10 protein-coding genes are annotated in these 11,989 nt (G+C 59.3%); 7 read left to right on the forward strand and 3 right to left on the reverse strand.

Features of this window, described 5'->3' with window-relative positions:
• The first annotated feature begins 83 nt into the window (after window positions 1-83).
• Window positions 84-857 (forward strand): YkgJ family cysteine cluster protein, encoded by a 774-nt coding sequence (locus tag AC3IUA_RS26105; RefSeq protein ID WP_489357719.1) that lies wholly within the window; start codon window positions 84-86, stop codon window positions 855-857.
• A gap of 12 nt (window positions 858-869) precedes the next feature.
• Here the strand turns inward: AC3IUA_RS26105 and AC3IUA_RS26110 are convergent, their stop codons facing one another.
• From AC3IUA_RS26110 to AC3IUA_RS26120, 3 genes are all read right to left on the reverse strand, one after another.
• Window positions 870-1,712 (reverse strand): type 1 glutamine amidotransferase domain-containing protein, encoded by an 843-nt coding sequence (locus AC3IUA_RS26110; RefSeq protein ID WP_489357720.1) that lies wholly within the window; start codon window positions 1,710-1,712, stop codon window positions 870-872.
• Between the two features lie 30 nt (window positions 1,713-1,742).
• Window positions 1,743-2,879 carry a transporter substrate-binding domain-containing protein gene (locus tag AC3IUA_RS26115; RefSeq protein WP_489362486.1) on the reverse strand — a complete coding sequence of 379 codons (1,137 nt, stop codon included), beginning with the start codon at window positions 2,877-2,879 and terminating at the stop codon, window positions 1,743-1,745.
• Between the two features lie 238 nt (window positions 2,880-3,117).
• Complete coding sequence (locus tag AC3IUA_RS26120; protein WP_489357721.1) at window positions 3,118-3,375, reverse strand: hypothetical protein; 258 nt, start codon at window positions 3,373-3,375, stop codon at window positions 3,118-3,120.
• A gap of 273 nt (window positions 3,376-3,648) precedes the next feature.
• Between AC3IUA_RS26120 and AC3IUA_RS26125 the strand changes: the two genes are divergently transcribed.
• The 6 genes from AC3IUA_RS26125 (at window position 3,649) to AC3IUA_RS26150 (ending at window position 11,923) form a co-directional block, all read left to right on the forward strand.
• Entirely contained in the window at window positions 3,649-4,818 is a 1,170-nt protein-coding gene (locus AC3IUA_RS26125; protein WP_489357722.1) for an efflux RND transporter periplasmic adaptor subunit, read from the forward strand.
• Window positions 4,815-7,901 carry a multidrug efflux RND transporter permease subunit gene (locus tag AC3IUA_RS26130; RefSeq protein WP_489357723.1) on the forward strand — a complete coding sequence of 1,029 codons (3,087 nt, stop codon included), beginning with the start codon at window positions 4,815-4,817 and terminating at the stop codon, window positions 7,899-7,901. The genes AC3IUA_RS26125 and AC3IUA_RS26130 overlap by 4 nt, the downstream gene beginning before the upstream one ends.
• Before the next feature lie 9 nt (window positions 7,902-7,910).
• The gene (locus tag AC3IUA_RS26135) at window positions 7,911-8,585 is read left to right on the forward strand and encodes a heavy metal response regulator transcription factor (protein ID WP_489357724.1); all 675 of its coding nucleotides are present in this window, start codon (window positions 7,911-7,913) and stop codon (window positions 8,583-8,585) included.
• Window positions 8,560-9,939 carry a heavy metal sensor histidine kinase gene (locus AC3IUA_RS26140; RefSeq protein WP_489357725.1) on the forward strand — a complete coding sequence of 460 codons (1,380 nt, stop codon included), beginning with the start codon at window positions 8,560-8,562 and terminating at the stop codon, window positions 9,937-9,939. Before AC3IUA_RS26135 ends, AC3IUA_RS26140 begins: the two co-directional genes overlap by 26 nt.
• Window positions 9,940-10,187: 248 nt before the next feature.
• Window positions 10,188-10,412: a hypothetical protein gene (locus tag AC3IUA_RS26145; RefSeq protein ID WP_489357726.1), complete on the forward strand. Its 225-nt coding sequence runs from the start codon at window positions 10,188-10,190 to the stop codon at window positions 10,410-10,412.
• A gap of 191 nt (window positions 10,413-10,603) precedes the next feature.
• Window positions 10,604-11,923 (forward strand): OprD family porin, encoded by a 1,320-nt coding sequence (locus AC3IUA_RS26150; RefSeq protein ID WP_489357727.1) that lies wholly within the window; start codon window positions 10,604-10,606, stop codon window positions 11,921-11,923.
• Window positions 11,924-11,989 lie beyond the last annotated feature (66 nt).

Here is an 11,989-nt window from a genome sequence, read left to right on the forward strand (position 1 = left end):
ACTTGCTTCCAGACAGGCCTTCAAGGTGATTGCGTGGGTATTCCCGTCACCACTCACACCTACCAATGACGGCCGGCCGCTCGATGAATACAACGTTTTCCTGTGTAGGGTGCGGCAAGTGCTGCCACGACCACCATGTGCCTCTGACCCTCGCCGAAGCCCGGCAGTGGGCGGCGGACGGCGGCAACGTGATCGTGCTGGTGGAAGGCTTTCTCGGTAATGGTCTGGGGCTCCCTTTAGCGCAGCGCGAACATGCCGAGCGACGTTCCTGTGTGGTGCCCAGCGGCGCGACCGAGGCGTATGTGGCGATCACTTTCGCGGCGTACAACGTCGGTCCCTGCCGGAATCTTGACGAAGACAACCTCTGCCGGATCTATGAGCACCGGCCTTTGGTCTGTCGCATCTACCCGATGGAAATCAATCCGCACATCGCACTCAAGCCAACCGCCAAGGAATGCCCGTCAGATGCTTGGGAAAAAGGCCCGCAACTGATTGTCGGTGGTGAGTTGGTTGACCGGCAACTGGCCGAACTGATCCAGCGTTCGCGCCAGGCGGACCGAGACGATATCCAGACCAAGGAGGCCATCTGCGAACGGCTGGGCATTCGCACCACCGCGCTCAAGGGTGACGGGTTTACCGCTTATCTACCGGATATGTCGGCATTCGCCACAGAGATTGAACAAACTGAAGCGCATCCAGCAGAGCGTTCGGCTGGCGAATGGTTGTTCCATGTGTCGGGGACGGATATCGCCGGACAGGTGCAAGCAGCCGGGGCGCAGGTGGCGACGGCGGAGCCGGTGAATTACGCGTTTATTCCGTTGCGGGCCGCCCAAGATCGTTCCCACGCGAAAGCGTAGGAACGATCCGGGTTATCTCAGACGTTTCAACAGTTCATTCGCGACGTCCAGTGTCGAAGCGGGGTTCTGACCGGTAATCAATTCGCGATCAACCACCATGTTGGGCATCCAGGGCACAAGGTTGCTGCCGTATAGACCACCCGCCTGCTCTAGAGCCGTTTGTGGGAGGAACTTCATTTTCCCTCCGCCGAGGCGACCTTCAGCCATTCGTTCTTCCACATTACTCATGACCGTCATCTTATAGCCTGCATAAATCCAGTCGGGGCGTGCAGTTACGCGTCCTGCCAACTCCAGCTGACCGACAAAACCTGCAGCATCAGGTAACGCCGAGAGCAACGCCGCAGGCCCATGGCACACGAGCGCGGTAGGCTTGCCCTTGGCATGGAAACTCGCCAATAACTTGCCCAAGAGAGGGCTGTGAGTCAGATCCTGCATCGGCGCACGGCCACCGGGGATATAGAGTGCATCAAAGCGCTCGTAACCCAGCTGCTCTACGCGGGATAGACTGATCACTGGTGACTCGCCTGGCGAAGTGATCTTGAGCCGGTCCAGTAATGCCTTGTGCGCATTAAAGGCGTCAACATCATTGTTGAAGTAGGACTTGTTGACGGAACCCTGATCCAGGCTCGGCGCTTTGCCCTTGGGTGTCGCGAAGGTCACCGTATGACCGGCATCGAGAAGCAGTTTCACCGGTTGCATCAACTCGTTGAAAAAAAAACCCGTCTGGGTGACCTTGCCGTTCTTCAAGTCAAGTTGCGTGGCATCGGATAACACCACCAACACATTGGCGGCGTGGGCAAAGAAGCTGATGAGGTTGAGCATGACCGTCAGCGCCAGCATCGTTAATATTTTCATGGTCGTTCCACAGGTTTGGAGAGCGTGAACCTAGCGTTTGATAACGGCCAGGCATTCAACTTCGACGCGCGCACTCGACACCAGCTTCCTGGCAGAGAAGGTCGTACGGGCAGGAAGTCGACCGGCAGGAAAATATCTGGCATACACCTCATTCATCGCGGAGAAATCGTTGATATCTGCGAGTATGACCGTGCACTTCGCCACGTGATCAAGGGAGGAACCATTGCGCTCGAGCACCTCACCGAGGGTGTTCATGGCCTGGGTCATTTCGGCGCGAATCCCCCCTGCCACCAGCTTGTCATTGGCAGCGACACCCAGAATCCCGGAGAGATAAAGCGTCTCGCCGACTCGTACGACTTTTGAAAACGGCTGACCTTTTTCCCCGGGGCTGTACTGTGGTGAATTTGCCGCGACAGTCGATGAGTCGGAGGGCTCAGACAAATAGCGCTTGATGATGGGGTCGTATTGGCCATTTTGTTTAAGACGCGCCAGGGCTATATTCAAGGCCTCACGCAGATCAGGGTCGGTCTTGCGCACACCGATCGCCACGCCACTTCCCAGAAGGTCATCGGTAATCACCGACCCGGAAAAACCGAAAGCACGGCCTTGGGGCGTATCCAGCAACGCCGCAGAGATTTCAATGGCGTCTTGCAGCGTCGCATCGATAGCGCCAGCCAGAAGACTGTCGACCAATTCGGTATTGAGTTTGAAACTCTGAACCACTACCCCGGCAGGTGCCCACCTGGTTTGCGCGTAGGCTTCCCGGCTGGTGCCGGCCAATACACCGACACGCTTGCCTTTGAGCGATTGCGCGTCTGGCAGCAAACCCGAGTCCCTGAGAGCCACCAGGCGATTGCTCAGCGGGTACAGATTCTCGGTAAAATCGATACTCTGTCGACGCAGTGCTGTGGCCGACATCGGCATGATCGCGTCGAAGCGTCCGGCCTCGAGCGCTGCAATGTTGCTTGCATAATCCTGATCAACCCAGACACAGCGAGCATCGAGTTCGGCGCATAGGGCGTTGCCCAACTCGATATTCAGCCCAACCAGCTCACCCTGGGCATTGCGACTTTCAAACGGTGGAACCAGGGCTTCGACCCCGAAGCGGATTTCAGTCCATTTCTGTTCTTCTGCAACAACAAGCGAACACAGGCCACCCAGGGTCATGGACAAAAGCAGAGTCGTTACGGTTTGTCCAAACATCATCGTGGCGTCCTTCCAGAAAGATCAATGGACCCCGCAACGGTCTCCTCCGGGATGAGCAACGTTGAACGGGCAATGAACTTTCAACCAATTACCGTTTCCCTCTCTACAGGAAGGATCGGGGTTTGGCGTAGGACGAGGCCTGGAATGGAGCAGCTTGATTACTGCTCCGGAAGGGAAAAGTCAGCTAAAACTGCGCGAATCAGCGCTTGCCCATCGAACGACGGGTACCGGGAGGCGCTGCGCCTGGGGTCTTGGTGTGGCCGTTCTTGGCGCCGTTTTTGTACCACGGCTGGCTGGCGTTCTTCGTCGCGGCCAGTTCGCCCGGGTTGAACGGGAACTTGAACGCGGGGATGGCGGCCTTGTCTTCGGTCTCTGCGCTGGAGTCGACGCTGTTTTGCAGGTCAGCCTGTTCGTCGCTCTGGACGTCAGCAGCAGGCGATTGTGTACGGGAAGTCATGGAAGCTCCGGGTGATGCATAAATAAGAGTCGGGCCGGGTTGGCTGGCCGCGAAAGGCGGCAGTATACCTGCCCGGCTGGCGCCCGCACGCTGACCTTCGGTCGACTATGGAAAAATTCTCTGCGGCCCCGTTAATCCACTCGTTTCAGCGGCGGTCAGCCATTACTGACAACGCTGTCAGTTAGCAGTCATTTTGCTGACCGGGTCAGAGGGCTATAAATAGTCATTGATACTGGCCAATCCATTGATCACTTGTTCTGGCGTCCTGACAGCATGCGTATTCAGAAAAAAAACATCGTGATCGCAGGGCTGCTGATCACCCTGGCCGCCCTTGCCGGCTGGTACCTGACCAAACCCGCCACGGCCAGACTGGCGGCACCGAGCGCGATTCCGGTGCGGGTGGTCAACGTCGTCGAGCAGGACGTGCCGCGCTATGTCAGCGGCATCGGCTCGGTGCTGTCGCTGCACAGCGTGATCATTCGTCCGCAAATCGATGGGATCCTCACCAAATTGCTGGTGAAGGAAGGTCAGCTGGTAAAAGCCGGTGACCTGCTGGCCACCCTCGACGATCGCTCGATCCGCGCCAGCCTCGATCAGGCCCGCGCGCAATTGGGCGAAAGCCAGGCGCAACTGCAAGTGGCCCAGGTCAACCTCAAACGTTACAAGCTGCTGAGCGTCGATGATGGCGTTTCAAAGCAGACCTACGATCAACAACAGGCCCTGGTCAATCAGCTGAAAGCCACGGCGCAGGGCAACCAGGCCGCCATCGATGCCGCGCAGGTGCAACTCTCCTACACCCGGATTCGCTCGCCTGTGACCGGACGGGTCGGCATTCGCTCCGTCGATGAAGGCAACTTCCTGCGCATGACCGATGCCCAAGGGCTGTTCTCGGTGACCCAGATTGACCCTATCGCCGTCGAGTTCTCCCTGCCGCAACAGATGTTGCCGACCCTGCAAGAACTGCTCGGCGCCCAGCGCCAGGCCGAGGTCAGTGCTTACATGGGCGCCGATACCGATGGCGAAACCGGCGACTTGCTGGGTAAAGGCCAGTTGACCCTGATCGACAACCAGATCAATACCAACACCGGGACCATTCGCGCCAAGGCCGAATTCAGCAACCCGGGGCAAAAGCTCTGGCCGGGGCAGCTGGTGACGATCAAGATCCAGACCGGCCTCGACAAAGATGCCCTGGTGGTACCGCCGACTGTGGTGCAACGCGGGCTGGACCAGCATTTCGTCTACCGGGTCAACGCCAACACCGTGGAAATCGTGCCGGTGCGAATGGTCTATCAGAACAGCAATCTGAACATTATTACCGGCGTGCGGCCTGGCGATGTGCTGGTCAGCGACGGCCAGTCGCGGCTCAAGGCAGGCTCCAGGATCGAGGTGCTCAGCGAGTCGCCGCAGGTCATTGAAACGGCGAAGTCGCAGGTGCAACCATGAAGGGCCATGGCTCGGTTTCGGCCTGGTGCATCGATCACCCGGTCGCCACGCTGCTGCTGACTTTCGCCCTGGTGCTCCTGGGCGGCATCGCTTTCCCGCAACTGCCCATCGCACCGCTGCCGGAAGCGGAGTTCCCGACCATTCAGGTCAACGCCCAACTGCCCGGCGCCAGCCCGGAAACCATGGCGTCCTCGGTGGCCACGCCGCTGGAGGTGCAATTCAGTGCCATTCCCGGCATGACCCAAATGACCTCCAGCAGTGCCCTGGGCTCGACCAACCTGACGCTGCAATTTACCCTCGAAAAAAGCATCGACACCGCCGCCCAGGAAGTCCAGGCGGCGATCAATACCGCCTCCGGCAAACTGCCTAATGACATGCCGAGCCTGCCCACCTGGAGGAAGGTCAACCCGGCTGACAGCCCGGTACTGATCCTCACAATCAGTTCGACGCAGATGCCCGGCACCGAACTCAGCGACTACGTCGAAACCTTGTTGGCACGGCAGATCAGTCAGATCGATGGCGTTGGCCTGATCAACATCACCGGCCAGCAACGCCCGGCCATTCGCGTGCAGGCGTCGCCGGACAAACTGGCGGCCATCGGCCTGACCCTGGCCGACATCCGCGTGGCGCTGCAGCAGGCCAGCCTGAACCTGGCCAAGGGCGCGCTGTATGGTCAGTCGAGCATTTCCACCCTGTCGACCAACGATCAACTGTTCCATCCCGAGGAATACGGGCAACTGATCGTCTCCTATAAGGACGGCGCGCCGGTACTGCTCAAGGATGTCGCACGGGTAATCGCCGGCCCCGAGAATGCCTATGTACAAGCCTGGTCCAATGACCAGCCAGGGCTCAATCTGGTGATCTTCCGTCAGCCCGGGGCCAACATTGTCGAGACCGTTGACCGCATTCAGGCCGAACTGCCGCGCCTGCAAGCGATGCTGCCGGCCTCGGTGCAAGTGACCGTGCTCTCGGACCGGACCAAAACCATCCGCGCTTCCTTGCATGAAGTGGAAATCACCTTGCTGATCGCCGTATTGCTGGTGGTCGCGGTGATGGCCCTGTTTCTGCGCCAGCTGTCGGCGACGCTGATCGTTGCCAGCGTACTCGGCGTGTCGTTGATCGCCAGCTTCGCCCTGATGTATGCGATGGGCTTCAGCCTGAACAACCTGACCCTGGTGGCGATCGTGATCTCCGTGGGGTTTGTGGTCGACGATGCGATAGTCGTGGTCGAGAACATCCACCGCCACCTCGAGGCCGGCGATGGCATGCGCGAGGCCGCGATCAAGGGAGCCGGCGAGATCGGCTTTACCGTGGTCTCCATCAGCTTCTCGCTGGTAGCGGCGTTTATCCCCTTGCTGTTCATGGGCGGCGTGGTCGGGCGACTGTTCAAGGAGTTCGCGTTGACCGCGACCTCGACCATCCTGATTTCGGTGGTGGTGTCGTTGACCCTGGCGCCAACCCTGGCTGCGCTGTTCATGCGAAAGCCGGTGCATCACCCCCACGGTTTGGGCGAACGCTTGCTGGCGCTCTACGAAAAAGGCCTGCGCCGCGCCCTCGCCCACCAACGGCTGATGCTGGGGCTTTTCGGCCTGACCCTGGCCATGGCGATCGTTGGTTACGTGGCCATTCCCAAAGGCTTCTTCCCGGTGCAGGACACCGGATTCGTGCTCGGCACCACTGAAGCAGCCGCGGATATTTCCTACCCGGACATGGTGGAGAAACATAAGCAGTTGGCAAAAATACTCGCTACCGATCCTGCCCTTGAGACGTTCTCCCATTCCGTTGGCGTGACCGGCAGCAACCAGACCATCGCCAACGGGCGTTTCTGGATTGCCTTGAAGGACCGCAGTGAGCGGGACGTATCGGCCAGTGAGTTCATCGACCGGATCCGTCCGCAGATGGCCAAGGTACCGGGCATCGTCCTTTACTTGCGCGCAGGGCAAGACATCAACCTCAGTTCCGGGCCGAGCCGCAGCCAGTACCAATACGTGCTCAAAAGCAACGACGGGCCGACCCTCAACACCTGGACCCAGCGCCTGACCGAGAAACTGCGGGCCAATCCGGCGTTCCGCGACATGTCCAACGATCTGCAACTGGGCGGCAGCATTACCCACATCAGCATCGACCGCAGCGCCGCGGCGCGGTTCGGCCTGACCGCCACCGATGTCGACGAGGCGCTCTACGATGCCTTCGGCCAACGCCAGGTCAACGAGTTCCAGACCGAGACCAACCAGTACAACGTGATCCTCGAACTCGACGCCAAACAACGCGGCAAGGCCGAAAGCCTGAATTACTTCTACCTGCGCTCGCCGCTCAGTGGTGAGATGGTGCCGTTATCGGCGCTGGCCAGGGTCGACCCACCCACAGTCGGCCCGCTCTCCATCAGCCATGACGGGATGTTCCCGGCCGCCAACCTGTCCTTCAACCTCGCACCCGGCGTGGCCCTGGGCGATGCGGTGTCGATGCTCAACCAGACGAAGAACGAGATCGGCATGCCGGCCTCGATCATCGGCACCTTCCAGGGCGCGGCCCAGGCCTTCCAGAGTTCCCTGGCCAGCCAACCCTGGCTGATCCTCGCGGCGCTGGTAGCGGTCTACATCATTCTTGGGGTGCTGTATGAGAGCTTTGTGCATCCGCTGACGATCATCTCGACCCTGCCCTCGGCCGGCCTTGGCGCCCTGATCATGCTGTGGATCTTCGGCCAGGATTTTTCGATCATGGCCTTGATCGGCCTGGTGCTGCTGATCGGGATCGTCAAGAAGAATGGCATCCTGATGATCGACTTCGCCCTCGACGCCCAGCGCAAAGGGGGGCTGACACCGGAGGAAGCTATTTATCAGGCCTGTTTGACCCGGTTCCGGCCGATCATCATGACTACCCTCGCCGCGCTGCTCGGCGCATTGCCACTGATGCTCGGCTACGGCACCGGCGCCGAGCTGCGCCAGCCGCTGGGGATCGCCGTGGTCGGTGGATTGCTGGTGAGCCAGGCGCTGACGTTGTTCACCACGCCGGTCATATACTTGTGGCTTGAGCGGCTATTCCATCGGCCCAAACCAGCCCCGGTGCTGGCGACCACTAACTGAGGCGGGGTCATGCGCGTTCTGATTATCGAAGACGAGGAAAAAACCGCGGACTACCTGCACCGCGGTTTGACCGAACAAGGCTATACGGTGGACGTGGCCCGGGACGGCGTCGAAGGCCTGCACCTGGCGCTGGAAAGCGATTACGCGGTGATCGTGCTGGATGTGATGCTGCCCGGTCTCGACGGTTTTGGTGTGCTGCGCGCCCTGCGTGCGCGCAAGCAGACCCCGGTGATCATGCTCACTGCCCGCGAACGGGTGGAAGACCGGATCAAGGGCCTGCGCGACGGTGCCGACGATTACCTGGGCAAACCCTTTTCCTTTCTCGAGCTGGTCGCGCGCCTGCAAGCGTTGACCCGCCGCAGCGGCGGTCATGAGCCGGTGCAGATCAGCATCGCCGACCTGTGGATCGACTTGATCAGCCGCAAGGCCACCCGAAGCGGCACGCGTCTGGACCTGACCGCCAAGGAATTTTCGCTGCTGAGCGTGCTGGCCCGGCGTCAGGGTGAAATCCTCTCGAAAACCGCCATCGCCGAGATGGTCTGGGACATCAATTTCGACAGCGATGCGAATGTCGTCGAAGTCGCGATCAAACGCCTGCGGGCCAAGCTCGACGGGCCGTTCGAAGAGAAACTGCTGCACACCATTCGCGGCATGGGTTATGTGCTGGAGAGCCGTAGTGAGTAACTCCATTGCCCTGCGCCTGAGCGGCATGTTCACCCTGGTGGCCCTGCTGGTGTTCCTGCTGATTGGCTGGGCGCTTTATCAACAAGTCGATAAAGGCCTGGGCCTGCTGCCCGAAGCCGAACTGGATGCGCGCTACAGCGTGCTGGAATCGACGGTTGGCCGCTATGGCACTCCCGAACACTGGGTAAAGATCAATAACAAACTCAAACTGCTCGGCGAAGAAGACAAGCGTATCCGCTTCTGGATCATCAGCGGCGATCCGAACTATGAGTATGGCAATCCGACTTCGCCGATTCGTGCCTTTGCCGAAGGTCCGCTGGGTATGCGCGACTTGCAACTGCCGGACCAGCCCTACCCGTTGAAAGTACTGGTCAGCCAATTCCCGGCCAAGGACCAGCGCCCGCCGCTGCGCTTCATGATCGGCATTGATACCGAAACCTTCTACCAGACCCAGCATCAGCTGCTGATCGCCCTGATCGGCCTGGCCATCATCGGCGTACTGCTGGCCTCGGCACTGGGTTACTGGGTGGCGCGGATCGGCTTGAAACCACTGATCAAACTGTCCCAGGAGGCGCAACGCCTGGCGCCACCGCGACTCTCCGGGCGTCTGCAACTGTCACCGCTGCCACCGGAGCTCAATCAGTTTGTCAGCGCTTTCAACTCGACCCTGGAACGGGTGGAACAAGCCTACTCGCGCCTCGAGTCATTCAACGCCGATGTGGCCCACGAACTGCGCTCGCCATTGACCAACCTGATCGGCCAGACCCAGGTCGCGCTGACTCGCGGGCGTTCGGCCGAACACTACTTTGAAGTCCTGCAGTCGAACCTCGAAGAGCTGGAGCGGCTGCGCTCGATCATCAACGACATGCTGTTTCTGGCGAGTGCCGATCAGGGCAGCAAAGCGACTACTCTCACCTCGACCTCACTGGCCGATGAAGTAGCAACCACGCTGGATTACCTGGACTTCATCCTCGAAGACGCTCAGGTCAAAGTCGAGGTCAGCGGCGACGCCCAGGTGCAAATCGAAATCGCCCACTTGCGCCGGGCACTGATCAACCTGTTGAACAACGCCGTACAACACACCGCGCCAGGGCAAATCATTCGCGTCCAGATTGAACGGCAAGAACACCAGGTCGCCATCGGCGTCGCCAACCCTGGCGAGGCCATCGCCAGCGAACACCTGTCGCGGTTGTTCGAACGCTTCTATCGGGTCGACGCCTCACGCAGCAACAGCGGCGCCAACCACGGGCTGGGCCTGGCGATCGTCAAGGCCATTGCCTTGATGCATGGCGGCGATGTGTTTGTACGCAGTGATGACGGGATGAATACGTTCGGGATCTATCTGCCGGTTTAGTCCCATACCTTTGCGCATCTTTTGTGGTGCCGGCGAGATCGCCAAGATCGCAGCCTGCGGCAGCTCCTACGCAGATGTGCACAGCATTTGTAGGAGCTGCCGCAGGCTGCGATCTTTTGGAGGCCCCAATGCACCTACTGTTACCTTATAGGCAACAGTCCTTTGAGTGATCCGCTCTGTTTCCCAGCGCCGAAGACCGTTACTTTTGCCGCACCAAATATCACTTGCTCTGCAAGAAGGTTTTCAAGATGTCCAACACTATGGGTATTGCCAGCGCTTTTGTTTTGTCTTCCTTGATCCTGTCGCCGTTCGCCATGGCTGAAGAGTCGCCAGCATTTGTTGCGCAAAATGCCGCGCGTGCCGACGCTTTGGAACAGTCCCGGAGCGAACTGACCGCAAAGGCCAAAACCGCTGAAAAACCCCAGCAAACATCCGTCAATCAAGCGCAAGCGCCGGTTGAGAAAGATAGCTGATCTGCACCACTGCTCTATTTCCCTCGACACTTCCAGAGCTCTTTCCCTGAGAAGTTGTCTTCAAAGCCGCTGCTCTCAGCGGCTTTTTTTTCGTTGTGAAAACACCTCGAATGCCTGGTCTTGCCGAACAGGACGCACCCGTTCTTCAAAATAATAACTGCCATTATCGATCGAAGGAGTTTTAACCCTACGTGTGTCTTTCACTAAGGCTCAGCCCGCTATTCATTGCAGTGGCTGTAACTATCGCCTCAAACGCCCATGCAGCAGACGACTCGGTCGCAGGCTTCGTTGAAGGCTCCGGGCTCAAGCTCAATGCCCGCAATTACTACATGAACCGCAACCGTCGGCAGGGCGCGGATGACAACATTGAATGGGGACAGGGGTTACTCGGGATTTTCGAATCCGGCTACACCCCGGGCACCGTCGGTTTCGGCCTGGACGCCCACGCCATGCTCGGACTCAAACTCGACGGTGGTGGCGGAACCGATAGCTCAAGCATCCTGCCCATCGGCAGCGGTAACGGTAAAGCGCCGCCCGGGTTTTCCACGGCCGGCGGCACGCTGAAAATGCGCGCATGGGATACCGAACTCAAAGCCGGCGACCTGTTTCTGAACAATCCGGTGATTGCCGGTGGTGAGACTCGCATGCTGCCGCAGACCTTTCGCGGAGTGAGTCTGAGCAACCAGAGTATCGACGGCTGGTTGATCGAAAGTGGCCAGGCCAGCTTCACCAAGCTCTACAACCAGAGCGGCCATCAGCGCATCGGCACCTCTTATGGCAACCTGCCAGAGGGTAAAGAAAGCCAGCACCTGAATTGGGCCGGTGTCGCCTGGAGCGGCCTGCCAGGGCTGAACAGCAGCCTGTATGCGTCTGAGCTCAAGGACATCTGGAACCAGTATTACTACGACCTGGATTACAGCTACGCGCTGAACGACCTGGTCAGCCTCAACCCTGGCCTGCACTTCTATCACACCCAGGACACCGGCGACGCGCTACTGGGTACCATCAACAACAACACCTTCAGTCTGCATTTAACAGTCGGCGTCGGTTATCACAGCGTAACTGGCGCCTATCAACGGGTGAACGGCAACACCCCTTTTGATTACATCAATCAGGGCGACAGCGTCTATCTCGACAACTCTCAGCAATACTCGGACTTCAATGGCCCGAACGAACGCTCGTGGAAACTCAAATACGCCTACAACTTCGCGGGCCTCGACCTGCCGGGCCTGACCTCGGCGGTGTCCTACTCCCGTGGCGAACTGGACCTGAGCAAGGTCGACCCGCAGAGCACGGGTTACGGCCGGACCTGGTACAGCGCCGATGGCCAACATGCCAGGCACTGGGAACGTGACCTCGATCTTAACTACGTGGTCCAGGGTGGCAAGGCCAAGGATCTGGCACTGCGCCTGCAATGGGCGGCCAACCGCGGCGGCAATGGCTATGGTGCGCTGGATCAGGACACCGACGAATACCGGGTGATCGTCGATTACCCTTTGAATGTGTTCTAAGCTCAAATAAGCAAACGGCCAGCATTTTTTGCTGGCCTTTTTTATGCCCCGGATTTATATAGGCGC

This window comes from Pseudomonas sp. KH_050 (genome assembly GCF_057838875.1).

Excerpts from the sequence above, each read along its gene's own strand:
- AC3IUA_RS26115 (WP_489362486.1), bottom strand. The coding sequence starts at position 2,879 with ATGACCCTGGGTGGCCTGTGTTCGCTTGTTGTTGCAGAAGAACAGAAA.
- AC3IUA_RS26110 (WP_489357720.1), bottom strand. The coding sequence starts at position 1,712 with ATGAAAATATTAACGATGCTGGCGCTGACGGTCATGCTCAACCTCATC.
- AC3IUA_RS26130 (WP_489357723.1), top strand. The coding sequence starts at position 4,815 with ATGAAGGGCCATGGCTCGGTTTCGGCCTGGTGCATCGATCACCCGGTC.
- AC3IUA_RS26135 (WP_489357724.1), top strand. The coding sequence starts at position 7,911 with ATGCGCGTTCTGATTATCGAAGACGAGGAAAAAACCGCGGACTACCTG.
- AC3IUA_RS26120 (WP_489357721.1), bottom strand. The coding sequence starts at position 3,375 with ATGACTTCCCGTACACAATCGCCTGCTGCTGACGTCCAGAGCGACGAA.
- AC3IUA_RS26145 (WP_489357726.1), top strand. The coding sequence starts at position 10,188 with ATGTCCAACACTATGGGTATTGCCAGCGCTTTTGTTTTGTCTTCCTTG.
- AC3IUA_RS26125 (WP_489357722.1), top strand. The coding sequence starts at position 3,649 with ATGCGTATTCAGAAAAAAAACATCGTGATCGCAGGGCTGCTGATCACC.
- AC3IUA_RS26105 (WP_489357719.1), top strand. The coding sequence starts at position 84 with ATGAATACAACGTTTTCCTGTGTAGGGTGCGGCAAGTGCTGCCACGAC.
- AC3IUA_RS26140 (WP_489357725.1), top strand. The coding sequence starts at position 8,560 with ATGTGCTGGAGAGCCGTAGTGAGTAACTCCATTGCCCTGCGCCTGAGC.